Annotated in this window: 22 protein-coding genes and 1 pseudogene; 10 read left to right on the top strand and 13 right to left on the bottom strand. The window is 73.8% G+C overall.

Features of this window, described 5'->3' with window-relative positions; all coding sequences use genetic code 11:
- Positions 1-26 precede the first annotated feature (26 nt).
- Positions 27-590, bottom strand: a complete 564-nt coding sequence (locus FHS37_RS29655) for an NAD(P)H-dependent oxidoreductase (protein WP_184826829.1) — start codon at positions 588-590, stop codon at positions 27-29.
- Between the two features lie 121 nt (positions 591-711).
- Here FHS37_RS29655 and FHS37_RS29650 point away from each other — a divergent pair, with 121 nt between their 5' ends.
- Entirely contained in the window at positions 712-1,374 is a 663-nt protein-coding gene (locus FHS37_RS29650) for a TetR/AcrR family transcriptional regulator (protein ID WP_184826827.1), read from the top strand.
- 89 nt (positions 1,375-1,463) lie between these two features.
- Entirely contained in the window at positions 1,464-2,501 is a 1,038-nt protein-coding gene (locus FHS37_RS29645; RefSeq protein WP_184826825.1) for a LacI family DNA-binding transcriptional regulator, read from the top strand.
- A gap of 246 nt (positions 2,502-2,747) precedes the next feature.
- Here FHS37_RS29645 and trxA read toward each other — a convergent pair whose 3' ends face one another.
- On the bottom strand, positions 2,748-3,143 hold the full coding sequence (gene trxA, locus FHS37_RS29640) for a thioredoxin (protein ID WP_184826823.1): 396 nt from the start codon (positions 3,141-3,143) through the stop codon (positions 2,748-2,750).
- A gap of 118 nt (positions 3,144-3,261) precedes the next feature.
- On the opposite strand from trxA, the gene FHS37_RS29635 reads away from it, so the two are divergent.
- The gene (locus tag FHS37_RS29635) at positions 3,262-4,707 is read left to right on the top strand and encodes a dihydrolipoyl dehydrogenase family protein (RefSeq protein ID WP_184826821.1); all 1,446 of its coding nucleotides are present in this window, start codon (positions 3,262-3,264) and stop codon (positions 4,705-4,707) included.
- A gap of 314 nt (positions 4,708-5,021) precedes the next feature.
- Here FHS37_RS29635 and FHS37_RS29630 read toward each other — a convergent pair whose 3' ends face one another.
- Entirely contained in the window at positions 5,022-5,897 is an 876-nt protein-coding gene (locus tag FHS37_RS29630; protein WP_229890081.1) for an SGNH/GDSL hydrolase family protein, read from the bottom strand.
- A 168-nt stretch (positions 5,898-6,065) separates the two neighbouring features.
- Entirely contained in the window at positions 6,066-9,194 is a 3,129-nt protein-coding gene (locus FHS37_RS29625) for an amidohydrolase family protein (RefSeq protein WP_184826819.1), read from the bottom strand.
- 177 nt (positions 9,195-9,371) lie between these two features.
- Between FHS37_RS29625 and FHS37_RS40875 the strand changes: the two are divergent.
- The 3 genes and pseudogenes from FHS37_RS40875 to FHS37_RS40615 all read left to right on the top strand — a co-directional run.
- Positions 9,372-9,704 (top strand): annotated as a pseudogene (locus FHS37_RS40875) (hypothetical protein); the annotation flags it as partial.
- Between the two features lie 29 nt (positions 9,705-9,733).
- Positions 9,734-9,967, top strand: a complete 234-nt coding sequence (locus FHS37_RS29615; RefSeq protein ID WP_229890088.1) for a hypothetical protein — start codon at positions 9,734-9,736, stop codon at positions 9,965-9,967.
- Positions 9,968-10,232: 265 nt separating this feature from the next.
- Positions 10,233-10,355, top strand: a complete 123-nt coding sequence (locus FHS37_RS40615) for a hypothetical protein (protein WP_268254600.1) — start codon at positions 10,233-10,235, stop codon at positions 10,353-10,355.
- A gap of 225 nt (positions 10,356-10,580) precedes the next feature.
- Here FHS37_RS40615 and FHS37_RS29605 read toward each other — a convergent pair whose 3' ends face one another.
- The 5 genes from FHS37_RS29605 to FHS37_RS29585 all read right to left on the bottom strand — a co-directional run bounded on the left by FHS37_RS29605 (position 10,581) and on the right by FHS37_RS29585 (position 13,966).
- Positions 10,581-11,222, bottom strand: a complete 642-nt coding sequence (locus tag FHS37_RS29605; RefSeq protein ID WP_184826813.1) for a carbonic anhydrase — start codon at positions 11,220-11,222, stop codon at positions 10,581-10,583.
- A gap of 563 nt (positions 11,223-11,785) precedes the next feature.
- Positions 11,786-12,430 carry a peptide deformylase gene (locus FHS37_RS29600; protein WP_184826811.1) on the bottom strand — a complete coding sequence of 215 codons (645 nt, stop codon included), beginning with the start codon at positions 12,428-12,430 and terminating at the stop codon, positions 11,786-11,788.
- Between the two features lie 152 nt (positions 12,431-12,582).
- Complete coding sequence (locus FHS37_RS29595) at positions 12,583-12,930, bottom strand: tetratricopeptide repeat protein (RefSeq protein WP_184826809.1); 348 nt, start codon at positions 12,928-12,930, stop codon at positions 12,583-12,585.
- A 41-nt stretch (positions 12,931-12,971) separates the two neighbouring features.
- The gene (locus tag FHS37_RS29590) at positions 12,972-13,463 is read right to left on the bottom strand and encodes a MarR family winged helix-turn-helix transcriptional regulator (RefSeq protein ID WP_184826807.1); all 492 of its coding nucleotides are present in this window, start codon (positions 13,461-13,463) and stop codon (positions 12,972-12,974) included.
- Positions 13,460-13,966, bottom strand: coding sequence for a MarR family winged helix-turn-helix transcriptional regulator (locus tag FHS37_RS29585; RefSeq protein ID WP_184826805.1), 507 nt, complete (start codon positions 13,964-13,966; stop codon positions 13,460-13,462). The genes FHS37_RS29590 and FHS37_RS29585 overlap by 4 nt, the downstream gene beginning before the upstream one ends.
- A gap of 134 nt (positions 13,967-14,100) precedes the next feature.
- Here FHS37_RS29585 and FHS37_RS29580 point away from each other — a divergent pair, with 134 nt between their 5' ends.
- Positions 14,101-15,066, top strand: coding sequence for a pirin family protein (locus tag FHS37_RS29580; RefSeq protein ID WP_184826803.1), 966 nt, complete (start codon positions 14,101-14,103; stop codon positions 15,064-15,066).
- 171 nt (positions 15,067-15,237) lie between these two features.
- Here FHS37_RS29580 and FHS37_RS29575 read toward each other — a convergent pair whose 3' ends face one another.
- Both FHS37_RS29575 and FHS37_RS29570 read right to left on the bottom strand, forming a co-directional pair.
- The gene (locus FHS37_RS29575) at positions 15,238-15,816 is read right to left on the bottom strand and encodes a hypothetical protein (RefSeq protein ID WP_229890080.1); all 579 of its coding nucleotides are present in this window, start codon (positions 15,814-15,816) and stop codon (positions 15,238-15,240) included.
- A gap of 4 nt (positions 15,817-15,820) precedes the next feature.
- Positions 15,821-16,384: a hypothetical protein gene (locus FHS37_RS29570; RefSeq protein WP_184826801.1), complete on the bottom strand. Its 564-nt coding sequence runs from the start codon at positions 16,382-16,384 to the stop codon at positions 15,821-15,823.
- Positions 16,385-16,780: 396 nt separating this feature from the next.
- Between FHS37_RS29570 and FHS37_RS29565 the strand changes: the two genes are divergently transcribed.
- Together FHS37_RS29565 and FHS37_RS29560 are read left to right on the top strand one after the other, a co-directional pair.
- A complete protein-coding gene (locus FHS37_RS29565; RefSeq protein WP_184826799.1) occupies positions 16,781-17,332 on the top strand; it encodes a carboxymuconolactone decarboxylase family protein in 552 nt (183 codons plus the stop codon).
- A 146-nt stretch (positions 17,333-17,478) separates the two neighbouring features.
- Positions 17,479-18,213, top strand: a complete 735-nt coding sequence (locus FHS37_RS29560; protein WP_184826797.1) for a maleylpyruvate isomerase family mycothiol-dependent enzyme — start codon at positions 17,479-17,481, stop codon at positions 18,211-18,213.
- A 75-nt stretch (positions 18,214-18,288) separates the two neighbouring features.
- Here FHS37_RS29560 and FHS37_RS29555 read toward each other — a convergent pair whose 3' ends face one another.
- Entirely contained in the window at positions 18,289-19,632 is a 1,344-nt protein-coding gene (locus FHS37_RS29555; RefSeq protein WP_184826795.1) for an ABC1 kinase family protein, read from the bottom strand.
- Between the two features lie 146 nt (positions 19,633-19,778).
- Here FHS37_RS29555 and FHS37_RS29550 point away from each other — a divergent pair, with 146 nt between their 5' ends.
- Complete coding sequence (locus tag FHS37_RS29550) at positions 19,779-20,975, top strand: HEAT repeat domain-containing protein (protein WP_184826793.1); 1,197 nt, start codon at positions 19,779-19,781, stop codon at positions 20,973-20,975.
- 111 nt (positions 20,976-21,086) lie between these two features.
- On the opposite strand, the gene FHS37_RS29545 is transcribed toward FHS37_RS29550, so the two are convergent.
- Positions 21,087-21,731 carry a winged helix-turn-helix transcriptional regulator gene (locus tag FHS37_RS29545; protein WP_229890079.1) on the bottom strand — a complete coding sequence of 215 codons (645 nt, stop codon included), beginning with the start codon at positions 21,729-21,731 and terminating at the stop codon, positions 21,087-21,089.
- Positions 21,732-22,143: the final 412 nt, after the last annotated feature.

Here is a 22,143-nt window from a genome sequence, read left to right as displayed (position 1 = left end):
GCGGGCGTCGGACGTGTCGGCCGTGATCAGGCCGCGGCCGGCTCCGCGGCGTGGTCGCGCAGACGGGCGACGACCTCGGTCAGCTGCTCGGCGACCTCGGCGTCGTCGGCCGGGTGGAGCTCGGCGAAACGGGTCACGGAGCCCGGGATGGCGAGCTTGACGTCCTCGATCACCCTGCCGCCCGCGATGCCCACGGCCTTGCGGGCCTCGTCGTGCGCCCAGACGCCGCCGTACTGCCCGAAGGCGGTACCGATCACGGCGACGGGCTTGCCGCTGACGGCGCCGGTGCCGTAGGGGCGGGACAGCCAGTCGATGGCGTTCTTCAGGACGGCGGGCATCGTGCCGTTGTACTCGGGCGTGAAGAGCAGCAGGGCGTCGGCGCCGGCGGCGGCCTCGCGGAGCCGGACGGCGGCGGCCGGGACGCTGCCCTCGACGTCGATGTCCTCGTTGTAGAAGGGGATCTCCGCGAGCCCCTCGTAGAGCGCCACCTCGGAGCCCTCCGGAGCGATCTTGGCTGCGGCCTCGGCGAGCTGGCGGTTGTGCGAGCCGGCGCGGAGGCTGCCGACGAGGGCGAGGATGCGGACAGACATGGCGAACTCCAGGGAAGGGGGGAAGTGCTGCGTCTACGATCCGGACCGAGGTCCGTTTCTCTGTTGTAGCACTCTAACCGGACCGCGGTCCAGTTTCTTCCCGATGCTTTACGCTGTCTTCATGTCCGCAGTGCCGTCGCCCATCCCGACGCCCCAAGAGCCCGGCGAGCCGCAGGAGTTGCTGCAGCTCGGTCTCGACGTGGACGAGCCCTGCCTGCGCGCCGACGCCGCGCGCAACCGGGCCCGGCTGCTGGAGGCGGCCGCGCGGCTCGTGGCCGAGCGCGGCGCGGACAGCGTCACCATGGAGGCGGTGGCCGCCGCCGCCCGTGTGGGCAAGGGCACGGTCTTCCGCCGCTTCGGCGACCGCACCGGACTGCTCACGGCGCTGCTCGACCACTCCGAGAAGAAGTTCCAGGCCGCCTTCCTCACCGGGCCCCCGCCCCTGGGACCGGGCGCGCCGCCCGCGGAGCGGCTGCGGGCGTTCGGCCTCGCCGTGCTCCGCCGGACCGCCGACGAACTGGAGCTGCAGCTGGCGGCCGAACCGGAGGCCGGCCGCCGCTTCACCAGCCCGCCCCGCCGGGTGCTGCGCCACCACGTCACCCTGCTGCTGCGCGAGGCGGTGCCGGACGCGGACTGCGAGATCCTCGCCCACACCCTGCTGGCCCAGCTCGACCCCGCTCTGATCCACCACCTGACCCGGCAGTGCGGCATGCCGCCGGAGCGGCTGGAATCGGCGTGGGTGGACCTGGTCGACCGGGTGACGGGCCGGACTCCCTCCCGCTGATCCGACGCCCGGGACCGCGGTCGTCCGCGGGGCCCTCAACTCACCCGGTCGAGAGCCCCGTTCCGCCTTCTGCAAGGATGCGGTACGTCATGGTGCAGATACCGAAAACGCCCCCGCCCGCGTCCCCCGCACCGACGCGCTCCGTTCCCACGAGCGCCGATGTGGCCCGCCTGGCCGGCGTCTCGCGCGCGACCGTCTCCTACGTCCTGAACAACGCCGGTGCCGTCCGGATCAGCGAGCCCACCCGGCGCCGGGTCCGCGAGGCCGCGAAGGAACTCGGGTACGTGCCGCACGCGGCGGCCCGCAGCCTGCGCGCCGGGCACACCCGCATGGTGCTGATGCCCGCGCCGGCCTTCCCCGTCGGCCCGCTCTACAGCCAGTTCATCAACGACCTCCAGGGGGCGCTCGGCCGCCTCGACTACACGGTCGTGCAGTACGGCACCGTCGGCCCGCAGGACGACGAGGCCGCCCGTGCCTGGGCCGAACTGCGGCCCGTGGCGGTCCTGGTCCCCGGTTCCGGGCTCGGTCCGCAGGGTGTCGAGGTGCTCAAGCGCTCCGGGGCGCGGGCCGTCGTCACCCTCGGTCCCGAGTCCGTCGAGGGCGCGCACGCCCTGCTCATGGACCACGACGTCGTCGGTCACAGCGCGGGCGCCCACCTCTTCGACCGGGGCCGGCGCCGGATCGGCGTCGTCGTTCCGCGGGAACCCGGTCTGGAGGCGTTCTCCGCGCCCCGCCTGGCCGGGGTGCGCGAGGCCCTGCGCGGTACGGACGCCACGGTCACCGAGCTGCCCCTCGCCCACGACGAGGGCGCCGCCGCGCGGCTCGCCGCCCGCTGGCGCGCCCTCGGCCTCGACGCCGTGTTCACGTACAACGACGAGTACGCGATGCTCCTGATGCGCGCCCTCCAGGACGAGGGCATCCGCATCCCCGAGGAGACCGCCGTGATCGGGGCGGACAACCTGATGCTGGGCCGGTTGCTGCGGCCCCGGCTGAGCACCGTCCACCTCGAACTGCCGTCGGGCCGTGAGCTCGCCGAGCTGGTCGACCGCGCAGTGCACGACCCGGCCGCCGGGCCCGAGGCGCACAAGGTGCTGGGGGCGTCGGTGGTGCCGCGCGAGTCCAGCTGACGGGGCCGAGGGCGGCGGGCGGGTCCGGGGCCCGCGCGGCGGGCGGTGCCGAGCCCGCCGCGGGCGGCGCCGGTACGGACCCCCGCCGGGCATCGCCTCCGGGATCCGGCCCGCGGCCCGGACCCGGCGGAGCGCGTCCGGCGGTGACACCGGCCCGGAGCCCCTCACCGGCGTGCGGCGGACGACGGCGTGCGCGCCACCCGTTCCCGGGCCGGCCGCCGCCGTGCCCCGTGCCCCGGGGAGGGCCTACTCGCCCTGGCCCGGAGCCTGGCCCTGCTGTGCCTGCTGCTCGGCGATCTGCTTGCGGACCTCGTCCATGTCCAGCTTGCGGGCCTGTCCGATGACGTCCGTCAGGGCGGCCTCGGGCAGGGCACCCGGCTGGGCGAACACGGCGACCTGGTCGCGGACGATCATCAGCGTCGGGATCGACTGGATGCCGAAGGCCGCGGCCAGCTCCGGCTGCGCCTCGGTGTCCACCTTGCCGAACACCAGGTCCGGGTTCTCCTCCGCCGCCTTCTCGTACACCGGCGCGAACTGACGGCACGGACCGCACCAGGCCGCCCAGAAGTCGATCAGGACGAACTCGTTGTCCGTGACCGTCCGGTCGAAGTTCTCCTTGGTGAGCTCCACGGTGCTGCTCATGGCGTGTTCCCTCTTCCTGGTGTCGGGTCGGGCCGTCGGCACAACACGGCCGACCGGTCACGTATTCCGCGCCCCTACCCATGTGGCCACCGCGCACACCACCCACCAGACTGACGCCATGACGGAAACGCAATCGACGCGAACGGAACCCATCGCCTACGACGTCGTGGTGCTCGGAGCCGGGCCCGTGGGGGAGAACGTCGCCGACCGCACCCGCGCCGCCGGGCTCACCACCGCGGTCGTGGAGAGCGAGCTGGTGGGCGGCGAGTGCTCCTACTGGGCCTGCATGCCCAGCAAGGCCCTGCTGCGCCCGGTGATCGCCCGGGCCGACGCCCGCCGCACGCCCGGCCTGAGCCGGTCGGTCCAGGGCCCCCTGGACGTCGCCGCGGTGCTCGCCCACCGCGACTCCTACACCTCCCACTGGAAGGACGACGGCCAGGTCCGGTGGCTGGAGGGCATCGGAGCCGACCTCCACCGCGGCCACGGACGGCTCACCGGCCCGCGCACCGTGACCGTCACCGGCCCCGACGGCGGCCGGCGGGTCCTCACCGCCCGGCACGCCGTCGCCCTCTGCACCGGCAGCCGCGCCCAGCTGCCCGACCTGCCCGGACTCGCCGAGGTCAGGCCGTGGACCAGCCGGGAGGCCACCAGCTCCCGGTCCGTGCCCGGCCGGCTGGTCGTGGTCGGCGGCGGGGTGGTCGCCGCCGAGATGGCCACCGCCTGGCAGGCGCTCGGCTCGCGGGTCACGGTCCTCGTGCGCGGCAGCGGCCTGCTGTCCCGCATGGAGCCCTTCGCCGGGGAACTGGTCGCCGAGGCCCTCACCGAGGCCGGCGCGGACATCCGCACCGGCACCTCGGTGAAGTCGGTGACCCGGGAGAACGGCACCGTCCTGGTCGTCACCGACGGCGGTGACCGGATCGAGGCCGACGAGATCCTCTTCGCCACCGGCCGCGCCCCGCGCACCGACGACATCGGCCTGGAGACGGTCGGCCTGAGGCCCGGCGTATGGCTCGGCGTGGACGAGAGCCTCCGGGTCTCCGGCTACGACTGGCTGTACGCCGTCGGCGACATCAACTACCGCGCCCTGCTCACCCACCAGGGCAAGTACCAGGCCCGGATCGCGGGCGCCGCCATCGTCGCCCGGGCCGCCGGCGAGCCCGTGGACGCGGAGGACTGGGGCGCCCACACCGCCACCGCCGACCACGCCGCCGTCCCCCAGGTCGTCTTCACCGACCCGGAGGTGGCCGCCGTCGGCCTCTCGCTGGCCGAGGCGGAGCAGGAGGGGCACCGCGTCCGCGCCGTCGACGTCGACCTGTCCACGGTCGCCGGCGCCGGCCTGTACGCCGAGGGCTACAAGGGCCGCGCCCGCATGGTCGTCGACCTCGACGACGAGATCCTGCGCGGCGTCACCTTCGTCGGCCCCGGCGTCGGCGAACTCCTCCACTCCGCGACCGTCGCCGTCGCCGCCGAGGTCCCGGTCGGCCGCCTGTGGCACGCGGTCCCCTCGTACCCGACGATCAGCGAGGTCTGGCTGCGGCTGCTGGAGGCGTACCGGGACGCCTGAGCCCCACCCGGCCCGGCCACGGCCGCGCAGGGCCGCTGGCCCCGGCGAGGGCCGCGTCGTGGATCACCGCGTCGCGTCCGGCGACCGCCCGGGAGACCGCCTCCGGATCCCGCTGATCGCCCGGCAGCAGGGGGCCGCCCGGCCGTCCGGGCACGGGACCGGGCGCGTTCCCGGCGAACGGAGCAGCCGCCCGCCGTCCCCTCGGGCCGGGCGGACCGGACGCCGACGACGTCCTCGCCCCGGGACCGGTCCGCCCCCGCGGGAACCGGCACGGCACGCCGCCGGTGTGCCGTGCCGGTGCGCGGTGCCGCCGGTCAGCCGGTGCCGGCAGCGGAGCGGACGGCTGCGGCGAGTGTCCGGCCGATCGCCTCCGAACCGGCGGCGTTGGGGTGCAGGGGGGCCGGGTCGCGGGCGGGGACGAAGCCCTCGATGTACCGGTCGGCGGGGGCGGCGCACATGTCGTGGCCGATCCCCGGTCCGTAGGTGTCGACGAAGACGGCGCCGTGCCGCTGGGAGGTCCTCCTCAGCGCGGCGTCGAGGTGGCTGACCGCGCCCTGCAGGTAGTCGGCGTCGACGTCCCAGACGGGCTGGGTGGGGAAGCAGCCGCCGGGACGGACGGCGTTGCCGTATCCGACGACGAACACCTGGGCGTGCGGCGCCCGTTGGCGGATCCGGTCCAGGACGTCGGCGAACGTCGGCGCCCAGGCGTCGATGGCGGCCTTCACCGTGTCGACGCCGCCTCGGGTGTTCCTGGCCGCGCAGCTGACGCCCAGAGGCTCGGGGAGGAGGTTGACGCAGCCGAGGGCCATGGTGAACAGGTCGGTGTCGTTGCCGCCGACGGTGATGCTGACGACATCCGTGTCCTGGGACAGGGCTTCGTACTGGGGCCTGGTGCCGGGGTGCTGAGAGGTGCCCAGGTGGTCGGCGGTGGCACCGGTGCAGCTGACGTCCGTCAGCCCCGCGCCCAGTTCCTCGGCGGCGACGTGCGGGTAGTTCGCCAGCGAGCGCAGGCACAGCGGGTTCGACGGATCGGCCGGGGTCACCAGGGGACCGGCGGCGAACGAGTCGCCGAGAGCGACGTAGTCGAGCGGCTCCTCGGTGGCGGCGAAGGCCGCGGGTGCGGCGGCCGGAGAGGAGAAGACCGCCGCGGCGGCGGCGGTGGCCAGGACGGTCCTCATGCGGGAGGGCACAGAGCGGCTCCTTGCGGTGGTGGGTGTGTCCGGTGCGTCCGGTCGCCGCACGGCGCACGGCGCACGGCGGCCGGACACGGGCGGAAGGCCGTGGGCGGGAGGGAAGCGGGAGGCCGGCGTGCGCTGCGGCGTCGGCGGCTGGGCACGGGGGCCGGGGCCGGGGCGGCATCAGGAGCTCTGCCGGAGGGTTCGGGCGAGGCCGTGCCAGGGGGCCGGGTCGGTGACCGGTGGATGGACGGCGGTGAGGTCGCTCCGGTGGTGGGGGACGCCGTCGCGCAGTACCAGGGGGATGTCGACGAGGGTGGTGAAGTCGGTGAAGGGGTCGCCGTCGACGACGGTGAGGTCGGCGGCCTTTCCCGGCTCGACGGTGCCCAGGTCGGTGTCGAGGCCGAAGAGCCGGGCGGGGACGGCGGTGGCGGTGCGCAGGGCCTGGGCGGGGGTGAAGCCGTGGGCGTTGAGGGCGCGCAGGGCCAGGTGCAGGGAGAGGCCGGCGGGGACGAGCGGGGCGTCGGTGCCCAGGGCGAGGGTGGCGCCGTGGGCGACGAGCCGCCGGTAGTTGCCGATCTCGGTGGCCAGGGCTCGTCGCTGCTCGGCGGTGGGGGCGGTCGTGGCGCGTTCGTGGACGGCGGCGACGTCCCAGGGCGGCAGGAGGGTGCGGACGCGCGGGTCGTCGGCCAGGGCGGGATCGGCGGCGAGCAGGAGTTGGGCGGTGAACGGGGTGACGACCAGGGCGAAGGCGCCGTCGGCGTACTGCTGGAGGAGGTCCTGGTGGAGGTGGCCGGTGGGGGTGGTGGCGTGGCCGTGGGGCAGACGCTGGGTGGCCTGCAGGTGGGTGGTCAGGTCCTGGCCGGCTGCCCGGCCCGGGAAGCACAGGTGGCTGCCGCAGGGGACACCGAGGCGGTGGGCGGCTTCGGCGGCCCGGGCCATGGTCCGGCCCGGGGCGCGTACGTAGGTCTTGACGAAGTCGACGTCCAGCGCGGTGACGCGGTCGAGGGTGCGCCGTACGCCGGCGCGGGTGCGGTGGGCGCGGCCCTTGGCGTAGGCGGTGCGGGGGCCGTCGATCAGTTCCGCGCAGGCCAGCATGCGCGGGCCGGTGCTGTGGCCCGAGGCGAGGGACTCCCGCAGCCGGACCGCCTCGTACAGGGACGCACCCATGCAGGCGGTGGTGGTGATCCCGTAGGCGAGCGCGGCGAGGTGCTGGCGGGCCCCGTAGGTGGCGCTGTAGGGATGGGTGTGGCTGTCGAACAGGCCGGGGACGACGGTGCGGGTGGAGGCGTCCAGGGTGCGGTGGCCGGGACGGCGCGCACGGTGGGGTTCGACGGCGGTGATCCGTCCGCCTTCCACCAGGATGTCGACGTCCTGGCGGGGTGCGGTGCCGGTGGCGTCCCACAACTGGCCGGCGTGGATGCGCAGCGGCTCGCGGTCGTGGGACGGGCGGCGCCGGACGGTCAGCGGGACGGGCAGCGTGCGCGTGCGCGCCGGTGCCCGGCCGGCGTCGAGGGTCATCAGGCGCAGGCGGCCGGAGGAGAGATAGAGCAGGGTGTTCGCGTCGCCGGCCCAACTGGGGTGGTCGGCCGGCTCGTCGGTGAGCCGGCGCACCGGACCGGCCGGGGTGCCGTCGGTGGTGACGGGCAGCAGGCACAGGGCGGATTCGGCGACCAGGGCCATCCAGCGGCCGTCGGGGGACCAGACGGGTCCCGCGGCGGCGCGGTCGGACAGCGACTGGTGGGCGGCGGGCAGGTGACGGCGTTCGGTGCCGGTGCGGGTGTCGAGGACGCGGATGAGGTGGTAGCCCTCGCGGAAGCGGTGGTTGAGCCGGTTGCGGTCGCAGAAGGCCACGTACCGGCCGTCGGGCGACCAGGTGGGCGCGCCGGGCGGCCCGTCGGTGGCCATCGGCCGGGCCAGCACCCGTTCGGCGCCCGTGGCCAGGGTGCGCAGCAGCAGGTTCCCGGCGACGTCCTGGCAGGCCAGCAGGGAGCCGTCCGGGGACGGCGCCGGACACAGACGGCCCTGGCCGGTGATCGGCTCGTCACGGCCGCCGTCCAGGTGCAGGCGGCGGACGGCCGTCAATCCGCCCTGGTCGGTGCAGTACAGCAGGCTGCGCCCGTCCGGAGCCCACGCCGGCGTCTGCAGGTGGTGGACGCCGGAGGCCTGGACGAGCTTGCGGGGCGTGCCGCCGACGTCCATCAGCCACAGCGCGTTCAGTGCCGCGAACGCCACGCTCCGCCCGTCCGGGGACAGGGCGGGCAGGTGGATGCCGCGCACCGGGACCGGCCCGGCCGGGTTCCAGGCCCGCGCCTTGGGCCGCCAGTGCGGCCGGGGAACCGGCATGCGGGCGGTGAAGGGGATCTCCTCCACCGACGGCGTACCCAGGGTGCGGACGCGGATGCGGCCGTCGGCCACGTACAGCAGCCGGTCCTCGCCCAGCCAGCACGGCGGGGCCGCCGCCAGGTCCTCGTCGGCCGCGACGACCTGGCCGTCGACCATGAGCACCGCCGCGGCGGCGGGCAGGGACGGCGAGTCGCCGGTGCCGGACAGACGCAGGTAGGCGATCCGTCCCGAGGGGGAGACCGACGGGCACAGCAGCCGTCCTTCGGCGACCGTGCGCACCGTCCGCGCCGCACCGCCCGCGGCGGGCACCCGGACGAGGGACCGGCCGCCGTCGCTCGCGCCGTCCGGGGTGTGGGCGGCGCGGACGCACACCACCGACCGCCCGTCCGGCCACCATGCGGCATCGAGGTCCTCGAAGTCCCCGCCGGTCAGCTTCCGCACGTGGCCGTCGCGCACGTCGAGGGTCCACAGGCCGAAGGCGCTGCCGGCCACCGCGTCGCCGCCGCGTTCGGAGGAGAACACCAGGCGGGTGCCGTCCGGTGACCAGGCCGCCCCGCGGTCGTCCCAGGGGCCGTCGGTGAGCCGGCGCAGCCCGCCGCCGTCGATCCGCATCGCCCACAGCCGGAAGGCGCCGCCGCGGTAGCCGCACAGCGCCACCGTCGCGCCGTCGGGCGACAGTGCCGGACCGGTCGCCTCCAGTTCCCAGTCCGTCAGCCGCACCGCCGCGCCGCCGCCGCGGGGGACGCGCCACAGCACACCCTGCACCTCGGCGACCAGAACGCGTCCGTCACCGGAGGCGGTGACCGAGCCTCCGGTCATCTCCCGGTACTCCAGCACGTGTTCCCCTGCGGCGGTGGGGGCGGGAGGGGCCGCCGCGGTGCGGGCCCCGGCCGGGGACGCCGCCGCCGTCGGTCCGGCCGCGGACGCTCCCGGGAGGACGCGGCGGCCGGCGGCGTCGAACTCCATCCCTGTCTCCTCTCCGGCGGCTTCCGTGCGGGCCGTCGGGCCGGTGCAGCGACGGACGGAGCCCGGACCGGTGCCCGGGTCCGGGGCCGTCAGGGCGGCCGGTTCCGCAAGCGCTGCCCGTATCCATTCCTTCCCGGTCCCGGCCGACCACCCGCCGTGCCGTAAAGGACTCCCCCGGTGGCGGCCGATCGGAGCAGCGCACACCACCGCCACGGGGCGTGCGCCGAGCGCGCCGACAGGCGCACTGTCGCGCGGGGAAGGTGCAGCGGCCCGCCCGTGGCGCACCGTGCCGTGGGCGGGGCCTCCGTCGGACAGGAGCGGTGCCCGTCCGGTCGCGCGCCCGCCTCGGAGGAACGACCGGACGCGGGTGCGACGCACCCGGACGGACGCCCCCGACGCTCATCCGGCCGCCGTCCCGAGCCGGAGGCGGTCAGGACCGCGCTCGCGGGCGCTCGCCGGCTGTGCGGGGGCTCGGTCGAGGCGTGCGTCGGACACGCCGAGGCGGCTGCCGGAGTGCTCGGCGTGATCAAGGCCGCACGGTGCCCGCGTCACCGTCGCATCCCCGGCAGCCGGACGTCGCCGCCGCCGTGCCCGTGGCGGAGGAGGAACTCGTGCGCGCCGTCGCCCGCTTCGGGCACCGCTTCGCGTACGACCGGCTGACTGCGCCGGGGACACCGGCCGCGAGCGAGGAGACCCCCGCGGGCGAACCCGCCCCCGCGCTCGACGTCGGCGCGCACCACCCGTTCAGCTCGACCGTCCCGCGCAAGCGGTGACGGGGAGGGGAGAACCTGACGATGCCGCGGACCGAGCAGGAGGCGGTGGCCTTCGTCGAGCACCACATCGAGGTGCGGAACGAGCACGACCTGGAGGAGATCCTCCGGCTGTGCACCGAGGACGCCGAGCCGGCGTCGCCGTTCGCGGGGCAGGCGGCCGGCAGCGACGTGGTGCGCGGCCGGGAGGGCCCGCGCGAGTACGCCGGCACCGCGCCGGCCAGGAACCCCCGGCCCTCGGTCCGAGACCGTCGACGTACTGCGCTGCGTGGACACCGCCACGGTCTGCACGCGCGGCGTCGGCGGCCGCATGGTGGCCGAGGCGCTGTTCGTCGACGACGGGGGACTGACCAGCGAGGTACTGGCGCACTGCACCTGTTCTGCGGCGTGACCCCGGTCATGCCGCCCGAGCCCGCCCGGGCGGCCGGGGAACCGGTGCCTGTCGCGCACGGGTACGGGCTCGTCGCGGGAGCCGGACCGGAGGGACCGGCCCGTCGGAACGGCACGGGAAAGCCGCCTCCGGACGGCGACGCCGGTCACGGCCGGCGTGGTGAGCGGCGGTGGTGGCGGACGCCGACCGCGGTGAACCCACGCGGGACCGCCGCTGCCGGGGCGGTCAGGACGCGGCGGGGACCGCCGCGTCGAGGCCGCGGGACGCGACGAGTTGCGCACTGCCGTCGGCCAGGCGGTAGGACAGACCCACCACGGCGGCCCGGCCGGCGGCCACTCGGTCGGCCAGGACGCGGGAGCGTTCCAGCAGCAGGTCGACGGTGTGCCGGATGTGCTCGGCGAGGATCTCCTCGGGCTGGTCGCGTCCGGCGGCGCGGGCCGCCAGCACACTCGGGGTCACCCGCTCGACGACGTCCCGGACGAAGCCGGCGGGCACCTGGCCGCCGTCGGCGGCGGCGCGGGCCGCCGCGATGGCCCCGCACGAGTCATGACCCAGCACCACGACCAGGGGGCAGTCCAGCACGCTCACGCCGTACTCGATGCTGCCCAACGCCTCCGCGCCGACGACGTGCCCGGCGGTGCGCACCACGAACAGGTCCCCCAATCCCTGGTCGAAGATGATCTCGGCGGCCAGCCGGGAGTCGGAGCATCCGAACAGCACGGCGAAGGGCTGCTGGGACGGTGCGATCTCGGCGCGGCGGGTGGCGTCCTGGTTGGGGTGCTCGGGGGAGCCCGTGACGAAGCGCTGGTTACCTGCCAGCAGCAGCTCGAAGGCGTCGCGGGGCGTCAGGTCCTGGATCTCGGTCATGGACGCAGCCTACGACCCGGCCCCGGCTGTCGCACCGCTCGGACCCGCCGGGAGGACCTGCCATGTGAGGCGTTCCATCCGGGGGGTGAGATCCACGCCACCACCTCCCACACGTTCCCCCCTCCCGGGGCATCGGCGTCCCGGTGCCGATCGCCGACCACGACGACCTCCTCCACGCGTTCACCGTCGGCTCCGGAAGCGAACGCGACCTCTCCTGCCCGCACCCCGGAACCGGGCCCGACCCCGTCCGTCCGCCCGCGCACGCGGCAGCTCCCGTGCCTCGCCGGACGCGAGGTCCGGGGCGGCCGCCACCTCGCGCCGGGCGGCGCCCCGCTCCGTGCCCCGGCGGATCTCCCGTGCCTTCCCGCGGCGTGCTCGTCGGTCGGCACCGCCCTGGAGCACCAGGGTCTCTCGTTTGGATCATGCCGGGCTCGCGGGCCCCGGCACCGTGCCTCGCCGCGTTGTCGTCGGCCGGCGGGGCTCCGCCCTGCCGCCCTCCTCCGCCTCGCGAGGCACGGCACCGGACCCCGCTCCCTGATCCGGCCCGGTCCAAACGAGAGACCCTAGGGCAGCTCGAAGCCCAGCGCCCGCGCGGCCCGCTCGGCCGTCGGCTGCGACCAGTGCTCCGCCACCGCCTGGTGGGACGACAGCGAGCGCGGCTCGGCGCGGTCGAGGTACAGGGTGCCGTCGAGGTGATCGGTCTCGTGCTGCACGATCCGCGCGGGCCACCCGGTGAACACCTCGTCCAGCGCCCGTCCGTGCTCGTCCTGCCCGGTCAGCCGCACCTCGGCGGGCCGCGCCACCACCGCCTGGTACCCCGGCACGCTGAGGCACCCCTCGAAGAAGGCGACCCGCCTCGCTCCGACCGGCTCGTACGACGGATTCACCAGGACCCGGAACGGCTGCGGCACCCTCCCGCGCGTCAGCCGCACCTCCTCCGGAACCGGTGCCGGATCCTCGATCACCGCGATCCGCAGCGCCACCCCGACCTGCGGCGCGGCCAGCCCGACCCCCGGCGCCGCGCGCATCGTGATCCGCAGCGCCTCGACGAACCGGGCCAGCAGCGCGGGTTCCAGCTGACCGTCGAAGGGTTCGGTGCCGCGCCGCAGCACCGGGTCGCCGGCCGCGACGATGGGCAACGGTCCGCCCGTGGCGAGGAGTTCCTCGACCTGCTCGGCCAGGGGTACGTGATCGTTCGGAGTTCCCATCGCGCCAGGATGCCACGCGGGGGAAGGACGTGAGCCGTGGTCGTGCCGGTGCCCGGCTCCCCGAGGGGAACCGGGCACCGGCCATGCCGACGACGGGGCGACAAAGCGACAGGGCGACAGGGCGACAGGGCGACAGGGCGACAGGGAGCGCCCTACTCCTCGTCGAACCGCCCCGCCAGCGCGGAGGCGATGCGCAGATGCGGCTGGGCCTCCTCGTGCCGCCCCTGCCGCTCGAGCGTGCGGCCGAGCATCAGCCGGGCGTAGTGCTCCACCGGGTCGCGCTCCACGATGACGCGCAGCTCTGCTTCCGCGCGGCGCAGTTGGGCCGAGTGGTAGTAGGCCCGCGCCAGCAGCAGCCGCGGCCCGGTCTGCTCCGGCACCTCCTCGACCAGACCGTCCAGGACGCGCGCGGCGGCGGCGTAGTCCTTGGCGTCGAAGAACATCCCGGCCCGCTCCCAGCGCTCGGCCGGTGTTCCGTGGTCGTAGTACGTGGTGTCCACTCGTACCTCCTTCGGGGCCGACAACGGTCTCGGGCGGCGTCCTATTCCGCTCCGTGTTCCCCTCCGCGGATCCCCCGGGGGGCCGCGTCGGCCGTGGCGGCCAGTTCCGCGTCGGCCCGCTCGGTGACGAGGGTGAGCACCCGTCCGGCGACGGCCAGGTCCTCGGCGGGGATGCCGCTGTAGATCCGGGCGGAGATCACCCCGGTCTCGGCCGAACTCCGTTCGTGCACCTCCCGTCCGGCGTCCGTGATCCGCACCCCGGACGGCTCGTGCGGGGCCAGCAGCCCCGAGGCGATCAGCTCGTCGACCACGCCGTCGGCCTCCGCCGGGGGGATCTTGAGGGAGCCGGAGACGTCCCCGGCGAGGCGGGCGCGGTCGACCGGGCCGGGGCCGGACACGACGACGGCCCGGAGGGCGACGGACTGCTGGAAGGTGACGCCGTGGCGGACCAGCACGCTCTCGAGGACCGCGCGGCCGGCGTAGTGGGCCAGGCCGATGACACGGCCGTTGACAAGGGGCGGGGTGGTGGTCATGACTGCTCCGTCTCGTGCTCGCTCGCGTGATCGGCTGAAGGGTCGAGAGGTGTGGCGAGAGGTGTGTCGAGCAGGGTCGTCAGATCGTGCATGAACGCCCGGGTGCGCGCGCCGTCGAGACCGCCGAGCGGTTCCAGCAACTGGCGCAGGAGTTCCTGGACGATCTCGATCGCCCGTCGGGTGACCTCGACGCCCCGCTCGGTGAGCGCCAGTTGCACGGCGCGCGGGTCACGGGGGTCCCGGGTGCGCTCCAGGAGGCCGGCGGCCTCCAGGGCGCGGGCGAGCTTCGACACGTAGAGCGGCTCGAGTCCCGTGTGGTCGGCGAGGCGGCGCTGGCTGGGCCGTTCACCGGAGCGCCGCATCCCGTGCAGCGTCGCCACCACGGAGTACTGCGCGTGCGTCAGGCCGAGCGGGGCCACCGCGCGGTCGACCGCCACGCGCCATTTCATGGACAGCCGCCAGACCAGGAATCCGGGCGTCGCGCCCTCGTATGCCGAGCTCATGACGAATACCGTACATGGCTATCATAGCCATGGCTACTGTTTTCGGACGGACTCCACCGCCGGTATCCGGAACCACCGCCACGGGCGGGGCGACGGACTGACGCACGGTGCCCCGCGGGGCTAGGTTGTCCGGCATGAGCAATCTTGAGCGCGAGGCGGTTCCCTCCCCGTGCGGCGGCCGGGGCTTCGTCGTGGCGGAACCCGTGCGGGAGCTCCTCAGCCCTCGGCACGTCAAGCTCGGCGAGTCCGGCGAGGTCCGGCGTCTGCTGCCCAACCTGGGGCGTCGCATGGTCGGCGCCTGGTGCTTCGTCGACCACTACGGCCCCGACGACATCGCCGACGAACCCGGCATGCAGGTGCCGCCGCACCCGCACATGGGGCTGCAGACGGTGAGCTGGCTGCACGAGGGGGAGGTGCTGCACCGTGACTCCACGGGCAGCCTCCAGACGATCCGCCCGCGCGAGCTGGGTCTGATGACCTCCGGCCGGGCGATCAGCCACTCCGAGGAGAGCCCCCGCTCGCACGCCCGCTTCCTGCACGGCGCCCAGCTGTGGGTCGCGCTCCCGGACGGCCACCGTCACACCGAGCCCCGCTTCGAGCACCACGCCGACCTGCCGGTCGTCACGGCGCGGGGCCTCGAGGCCACACTGGTCCTCGGCGACCTCGACGGGGCCACCTCGCCCGGCACGGCGTACACCCCGATCGTCGGCGCCGACCTCGCCCTGACCCGCGGCGCGGACGTCCGCCTGCCGCTGGAACCGGACTTCGAGTACGCCGTGCTCTCCATGTCCGGCGAGGCCCACGTCGACGGTGTACCGGTGCTCCCCGGCTCGATGCTCTACCTCGGCTGCGGCCGCGGCGAACTCCCGCTGCGCGCCGAGTCGGACGCGGGCCTGATGCTCCTGGGCGGCGAGCCGTTCGGGGAGGAGCTGATCATGTTCTGGAACTGGATCGGACGGTCGCAGGAGGAGATCGAGCAGGCCCGTCGGGACTGGATGGAAGGGACGCGGTTCGGGGAAGTGAAAGGGTACGACGGGCCCCCGCTGCCTGCTCCGGAACTCCCGCCGGTCCCCTTGAAACCACGGGGAAGGACACGCTGACCTGCGGAAACGACTGAGTGGGTTGCGGACCTGAGTGGGGGTGGCGGGCGATTCCGTGGTGCGGCCGTCTGCGAGTGGCTGTGGTGGTGCTTCTGCTGACCTGACGCTGACTTCCTTGACACCTCGTCAGGTCCGCTGCTCGGCCCGCAACAGCGGAAACAATCCCCTGCCTCATCGGCGTCGGTGACCTCCGAGCGGAGGAGGAGAGGGGAGCGGGACTGAAGCTGTTTCGCGTGGGTCTCGCCCGTTGTCCGGGGACGACCCGTCCGTGGTGTACCCCTCACGGATCGTCGGTGGGCTGCTTCTCTTCTCCCGGGGGAGCGGGGGAGGCGTGAGGTGCCGGCGGGCCACGACCGCGAACAGGATGTAGGCGAGTACTGCCAGCACGGCCGTGATGATCCATGCGTGCGATCCGGTCGGACTGTAGACCCGCCCCGCGTGGCCCACGTCCACGGCGGGCGCCGTCTGTCCGGCCTCGAACGTGTCACGGCCGCTGCCGTACAGCTTGACGCCCTCGAGCTCCACGGTGCCGTCGTCGGACCGGAACGTTCCTGTCCACTCGCAGGTGGTGTGTCCGGCGTGCCCGAAGCACATGAGACGGGCCGCGGTGAAGGTGCCCCGCGGCCCGTCCGCCGTGGCGGCCCTGGCGGCGGTGCCGAGGTTCGGCACCGACATCCAGAACAGCAGGACTCCGGCCAGCAGGAGCAGCAGGGAGACGAACCCGGAGGGTTTTCTCCCGCTTGTGTTCATGCCGTCAATCCTTCGGCGCGCAGGCGCACCGCGCGGTGGCGTTGTCCGGCCGGTCCGCGCGGGTGTGGAGGTACATCGCCACCACCATGGGGACCGTCACCAAGGTGTTGTAGAAGAGGTGCAGTTCCACCCGGGGCATGATCAGCTGAACCAGGCTCGTCGGAGCGGCCTTGCCCGGCAGGTGCGCGCCCGCGAGCGCCTGGACCAGGAGCAGCAGATGCTCCAGGTGGTGCCACACCTGGATGCCGAGCGACACCTTCCACCAGGTGCCCGAGCGGCCGGCGAAGCCCGGGAGCAGGAGGAACAGGCCGACCATCATCACCAGGGCGTAGCCGTAGTGCATCCATTCCGAAGTGACGAGCCACGGGAACGGAATCCCGAGCACGCCGCGCGCCTCCGGGATCGTCCAGCCCAAGACGTAGATCTGGTACGCCTGGACCAGGTGCTCCGCCCAGTGCGCGACGACGATGACCACGAATACGCGCAGACCGAGTTGGTGGTGACGGCTGTTGAGGGAGTCGAGCCCGCCCCGCAGGGTGTGCGGTAACGCTCCCGTGCTGATGGCCATGCCTGAACCTCCGCGCTCAGGGAAAGGTGGCTCATTACACCAGGATCGTGCGCGGGAGGGCTTCTTCCCTCGTGCTCTCCTTGTGGGGGCCGGTCCGTGGATGCCCGCGCCCCGCCGACCGACCCGGTGGCCCGCCTGCGGTGTGCCCGGTGCCCGCCGTCCCGTCCCTCACCGAACGGACCCCGCTGCTCGGGGGCTTGATCGCAGAAGGGCCAGTCGTCCCGTCCCCCCCCGGCGGTCGGAGGTCCGGCCACGACACGGGAAGTTCCCCCCGCTCCCGCGGGCTGTTGCCACCGACGGGACGGTTCATTAGCTTCCTGGCAGCACGAGGCCCCGTCGTTCCGCGCCCCCGTCCCTCACCGGTCGTCTGTCTCCCCTTCTCCCGGAGGAAGAGCCATGCCCCATATCGCACTGAACAACGACCTCCCCGGAATCACCGGCCTGATGGTCCACCGCCCCGACACCGGCGGCCCGCTGGGCGACCTCGCGGACGCTCTGCTGAGGGCGCCTTCCTCGCTCGAACCGGGAGAGCGCGAGCTGATCGCGGCGTACGTCTCACGTCTCAACGGCACCGAGTTCTGCGCCTCCTCGCACGGGGCCTTCGCCGCCGCGCAACTGACGGGCGGTCGGGAACTGGTCCGGGACGTGCTGGCCGACCCCGGCACCGCACCGGTCAGCGGCCGGCTGCGTGCGCTGCTGGCCGTGGCGGCCGAGGTCCAGAGCGCCGCGCGGCCGGTCTCCGACAAGACGATCGCGGCGGCCCGCGCCGAGGGCGTGGACGACACGGACCTGCACGACACCGTTCTGATCGCCGCGGCGTTCTGCATGTACAACCGCTACGTCAGCGGCCTCGCCACGGAGCTGCCCGAGGACGATGCGTACTACCAGCACGCCGCTCGACGGATCGTGGCCGACGGCTACCGGGCGGGGATCGTCGAGGGCGACTGACGCCACCCACCCGGGAGGAGACGACACGGGGGCACCCGCCGCAGGTGTGGCGCGGACGGCGGTCCGGAACGACGCCACGGCGCCGGCCACAGCGCGAGTCCCCGCCGGTGGCCGCCGCGCCGCCGCCCCCGAGAGGAGTCTGCTGTATGACCGGCACGACCGCCGAACCGCTACCGGACGCCGTCCACCACCTCACCTACCGCGCCTGTCGGGAGAACATCACCCGGCTCGTCACCTCGTGCCCGTCGGTCGCGGAGCTCCCGGTGCCGGCCTGTCCCGGCTGGAGCGTGCGCGATCTCGTGGGACATCTCGTGCTGGTCTGCCGGTTGGCCGTCGACGAGGACCCGGGTGAGATCAGCGAGCCGCCGCCCCCGCCTCCGGGGATCCCTGTCGACGAACTCGTCACCACCTGGGCCGAGTTGGAGAAGGAGCTGGCAGGGGTGCTGCCACGCGCGGACTGGCTGCGCCGCCGCATCCTTCCGCTGGACGCGTTCTCGCACGAGCTTGATCTCCGTTCCGCCCTCGGCGTACCCCCGCCCGACTGCCACCCCGCCCTCGCCGACGCGCTGGATCTCGCCGTCACGGGCTTCACCCTGGCGCTGCACGAGCACGGCCTGCCCGCGTTGCACGTCCGGACGCCCGACCGGGTGTGGGTGGCCGGGAAGGGCGAACCGGCCGCCACGTTGGGCGGAGGGAGCAGGGAGGTCTTCCGCGCGCTGACCGGGCGGCGCACGGCCCGGCAGATCGGCGAGCTGTCCTGGAGCGCGCCGCCGGCGACGTGGCTGCCCGCGTTCACCTGGGGTCCGTTCACGCCGCCACCGCACCCCGTCGAGGAGGCGGCGCCCACCGTTCCGGCGCTGGAGCGGCACCCCCGTGACTGACGATCGTCGCCACCCGGGAGACCGGGTGGCGACGATCGTCAGAGCCCGGGGCCGCTTCTTCGCGTCGGCTTCCGCTCAGCCCGCGGTCTCCAGCCGACGGCGGCGCTCACCGGCGGGGCGGCCCGACGCCGCGCGGAAGACGATGGGGCGGGCGATGGCCTGGAAGTCCACGTCCGGGTCGAGACGACGGACCGTCTGCTCCACCATGAGGAGCGCGAGGAGGGGGAACACGAACTCCGACGAGGCGTAGATGCCGTTGCGCCGTTGGCTGGCGAACAGTTCGGTGGAGAACGCGATCAGGTCGAAGTCGCGGGCGGTGGTGCCGCCGTACCGGTCGACGAGGCGGGTCATGTCCGCGGTGAAGGCAGCCGTGTCGCTGTGCCGGTCGACCTGTTCGGCGCTGGCCAGCACCGCTTCGGCGCACCGGGGGCCGTTGCGGAAGCCGAGGTTGAGGAAGAACAGGGCCAGGTTCTCCCGTACGACTTCGGGGACGCGGTAGACGAACCCGGCGTCGAGGACGACCACGGAGCCGGTGCGGGTGAGGCGCAGGTTGCCGGGGTGCAGGTCGCAGTGGACCAGCCCGGTGCAGAACAGCATCTCGAAGACGGCCCGGAGCGTCTGGTCGGCGAGCACCCGGCGGCGCTCGGTGCTCAGTTCGGCCACCTCGACGTGGTCGCGTACCCCGGGCACGAAGTCCATGACGACGCAGGACTCTCCGCACAGCTCCGTGACGGGTGCGGGTACGGCGATGAACTCGAGGGTGGAGAGGTCGTCCCGGAGCAGGGCAAGATTCCGTGCTTCGGCGTCGAGGTCGAGTTGGCGGAGCACGCTCGCCCCCACGGCGTGCGCCATGTCGGCGAGCGGGGCTCCGCGGAGCCCCGGCAGGCGTCCGGCGAGCGCGAAGACCGTGCTGAGGATGGCGACGTCGCGGCGGACCGTGTCGGTGAGGCCGGGCCGGCGGAGCTTGACGGCGACCTGGGTCCCGTCGCTCAGACGGGCCGGGTAGACGCAGGCGATGCTGCCCGACCCCAGGGGTTCGGGATGGAAGTCCGTCAGCGACTTCGCCCGTTCGGGGCCGAGATGCTCCGTCAGCGCCTGGTGGACGTCCTGGGGCCGCATGGGTTCGACGTTGTCGTGCAGGCGTCTGAGCGCCGCGCAGGCGCGGGGCGGCAGGACGTCCTCACGGGTGCTGGCGATCTGGGCGAACTTGATGAAGGCAGGGCCCAGTCGCTCGACGATCCGGGAGAGCTCCTCGGGCCAGTCCGCGGCGGTGGTCGGTCGTCCCCCCAGACGCCGCCAGGCGTGTCGCACCAGGTGGCGGGTGGTGCCCGCGGAGACGGTCGACAGGATCCGGCCGAGGCGCAGCAAGGCGGCGGTGGTGGTCACGGAGGGCAGATCAGGACGTTCAGCTCGTTCCATATGGCCACACGTTCCTTAAGTAGATGATCTACAGTCCCCAGTATCCGCCAAGGGATTCCCGGATGCATCGTGCTTGACAGGTAGAGGTGACTTAGTTTTCATATAACTACCTCGCATGGGGTGCACTGCCTATCTGCGGAGGAAACATGACCCAATCGATCGAATCCCGGATGAAGGAAGGGCTGGTGGCCCTGACGCCGCCGCCGGCCGCCCGGTACAACGACCCGGCGGAGTACCTGGACTTCGCCCGGCCGATCACCGAGAAGTTCCTGCCGTACGACACGCGTAGCGACAGCGAGCTCCGGGAGGTCTCCGAAGGGCACGAGAGCCCCCTGGAGCGCGAGCGCGCGCTGTGGGAGCTCGCCGACCGCAACCCGGAGGAGAGCCTCGCGTTCATCTCCGACACGATCGGTACCGAGAAGGACCGCCTGGTCCGCTCGGGGGCCCTGTGGCTGGCCCTGCGTTCGGCCGGCCCGAGGGCTCTGGGTGTCCTCGAGAAGTACGCGACGGACGACGATCCCGAGGTCGCCGACTGGGCGCGCGTGCTCACCGGCGACATCACGGGCGCGAAGCCGCAGCGGGTGTACGGCGAGGCCGAGGTCGAGGAGACCGGGTACTTCGACCAGACGGTGCCGCTCATCATCGGCGGCCGGGTCGTCATCATGACCCCCGGCGTCGGCGCGGTCCGCGCGGTGCTCTCGCCGCTGTGGTTCGACTCCATCCTCGGCCGCGTGCTCGCGAGCACCAACGTCTCGACGATCCGCACCGACCTCACCGTCGAGAAGGAGCTCAAGGGCCTGAACGAGGACGGCTCGTGCCACTACGAGATCTTCCCGTTCCGCGGGCTGAGCGTCGAGTACGACGGCAACCACCTGGAGCACAACTACCTCTCCGAGACGCTGCGGCCGTTCTACCCGAGCGGCTTCGTCGGCAAGGGCGAGATGGTCGAGGTGCCCGTGTCGCTCGGCCGTATCGCGCTCACGTCGCTCGCCCGCAAGGGTGAGGTGGCCATCCACGGCGACGGTCCGCGTGCGCAGCGCCTGCGCGACGCCGACATGCCGTTCGTGGAAAGCGTGCGCGGCCGGTACTACGGCTGGGCGGCGGTCAACCTGGACCGCACCTTCGACCGCGGCACCGTCGGCGCCGGCGACGTGCAGCTGTCGAACCCGACGGACCCGATCGCGGGCCCGATGACCAACGCGAAGCTGTACGGCACGTTCCGCGGCAAGTCGGGCGACTACACCGGCGCCGGCCGCTACACGCTCAACTCGATCAAGTGCCACGGCCGTCCCGACGGCAGGATCGACGTGGTCCAGGGCGGTGCCGAGCTGGCGGCCGAGTGACCTGGGTCGTGACATGACGGTGCGCCCCCACGCGGGTGGGGGCGCACCGTTGCGTCGTGCCCCGCACCGCGTGGGGCGACGAACGACGAAACGGGGGGCCTGCCGGCTGGCTCAGTCCAGGCCGAGCATCCGGGAGCAGCGGAGCACGGCCTCCGGGTCGCCCTTGATGCGCACATCCCCGGTGGCGATGGCGTGGAACGGGGACAGCATCCGTGCGCCCACCCGGACGAACGTACCGGCGTCGCACTCGATGGTCAGCGCGGGCTCCGCCACCGCGCCGCGCTCGAAGGACACCCGGCCGCCGCGCACCAGGATCTGGAAGGTCTGCTCGCCGACCCTGAACTCGTAGACCTCGTCCACCTCGGGGACGGCGTCATCCACGATCATCGCCTGCACGGCGAGGAAGCCCCACTCGGCGCGGGTCGCCCCGTCGGCGTCCGACTCGTCGAGGAACTTCAGGCCCCAGCGAGCGAGCGTGAGGACGGGCTCCCGCAGCTCCTGTCCGGACTCGGTGAGCCGGTAGAGCCGGGCGCGCCCGTCGTCGGCCACGGACGTCTGCTCCACCAGGCCGTGGTCGCCGAGCATCCGCAGCCGGTCGGTGAGCAGGTTGGGACCGATGCCGGGAAGGTTCTCCAGCAGGCTCTTGAAGCGGGCGGGACCGATCAGCAGCTCCCGCACGATGAGGAGGGTCCACCGCTCACCGATGACGTCCAGCGCGGCGGCCAGACCGCAGAACTGTCCGTACTCACGTTTCACAGCGGCCTCCTTTACTCTCGTTGTCGATAGTAACATTCGTGGTCTTTGCAAGGGAGTGCGGAGAGGCCGGCGAACCGGCCGGTCGGCCGGGCCGTGCCGGACGGGCGGAGCGCGGCGGGGACGGGGCCGCGAGGCCGTGTCGGCCGGGCGCGCGGATCAGGCCCGGACCCCGGCGCCCCGATCGCCTGCGGAGGAAGTCCGTGGCCGCCAACGCCCCTATTGAAAAAGGCAGTTCGGAAGTCGACCGAGGATTCCGTGCCCTCCGTGTCCGGTGCTCCGCAGCGACCCGGGACGGCGGCCTCCTCGCCGGTCCGCCGCAGTGCCGGCATGCGGCGGCGGCACGTCGGTGGCGCGCGGAGCCGGGGCGGATCCGGCGCCGCGCGGGGCGTGGGCGCCCGACGTGATCCTTGCC

This window comes from Streptomyces griseomycini (assembly GCF_014203535.1).
Classification (GTDB): Bacteria; Actinomycetota; Actinomycetes; order Streptomycetales; family Streptomycetaceae; genus Streptomyces; species Streptomyces griseomycini.
This window is presented reverse-complemented; position numbering and strand designations above follow the sequence as displayed.

Coding starts and splice junctions, on each gene's coding strand:
- trxA (WP_184826823.1), bottom strand. CDS start 3,143: ATGAGCAGCACCGTGGAGCTCACCAAGGAGAACTTCGACCGGACGGTC.
- FHS37_RS29635 (WP_184826821.1), top strand. CDS start 3,262: ATGACGGAAACGCAATCGACGCGAACGGAACCCATCGCCTACGACGTC.
- FHS37_RS29645 (WP_184826825.1), top strand. CDS start 1,464: ATGGTGCAGATACCGAAAACGCCCCCGCCCGCGTCCCCCGCACCGACG.
- FHS37_RS29550 (WP_184826793.1), top strand. CDS start 19,779: ATGACCCAATCGATCGAATCCCGGATGAAGGAAGGGCTGGTGGCCCTG.
- FHS37_RS29560 (WP_184826797.1), top strand. CDS start 17,479: ATGACCGGCACGACCGCCGAACCGCTACCGGACGCCGTCCACCACCTC.
- FHS37_RS29585 (WP_184826805.1), bottom strand. CDS start 13,966: ATGAGCTCGGCATACGAGGGCGCGACGCCCGGATTCCTGGTCTGGCGG.
- FHS37_RS29555 (WP_184826795.1), bottom strand. CDS start 19,632: ATGGAACGAGCTGAACGTCCTGATCTGCCCTCCGTGACCACCACCGCC.
- FHS37_RS29590 (WP_184826807.1), bottom strand. CDS start 13,463: ATGACCACCACCCCGCCCCTTGTCAACGGCCGTGTCATCGGCCTGGCC.
- FHS37_RS29570 (WP_184826801.1), bottom strand. CDS start 16,384: ATGGCCATCAGCACGGGAGCGTTACCGCACACCCTGCGGGGCGGGCTC.
- FHS37_RS29655 (WP_184826829.1), bottom strand. CDS start 590: ATGTCTGTCCGCATCCTCGCCCTCGTCGGCAGCCTCCGCGCCGGCTCG.
- FHS37_RS29565 (WP_184826799.1), top strand. CDS start 16,781: ATGCCCCATATCGCACTGAACAACGACCTCCCCGGAATCACCGGCCTG.
- FHS37_RS29580 (WP_184826803.1), top strand. CDS start 14,101: ATGAGCAATCTTGAGCGCGAGGCGGTTCCCTCCCCGTGCGGCGGCCGG.
- FHS37_RS29625 (WP_184826819.1), bottom strand. CDS start 9,194: ATGGAGTTCGACGCCGCCGGCCGCCGCGTCCTCCCGGGAGCGTCCGCG.
- FHS37_RS29600 (WP_184826811.1), bottom strand. CDS start 12,430: ATGGGAACTCCGAACGATCACGTACCCCTGGCCGAGCAGGTCGAGGAA.
- FHS37_RS29575 (WP_229890080.1), bottom strand. CDS start 15,816: ATGAACACAAGCGGGAGAAAACCCTCCGGGTTCGTCTCCCTGCTGCTC.
- FHS37_RS29650 (WP_184826827.1), top strand. CDS start 712: ATGTCCGCAGTGCCGTCGCCCATCCCGACGCCCCAAGAGCCCGGCGAG.
- FHS37_RS29605 (WP_184826813.1), bottom strand. CDS start 11,222: ATGACCGAGATCCAGGACCTGACGCCCCGCGACGCCTTCGAGCTGCTG.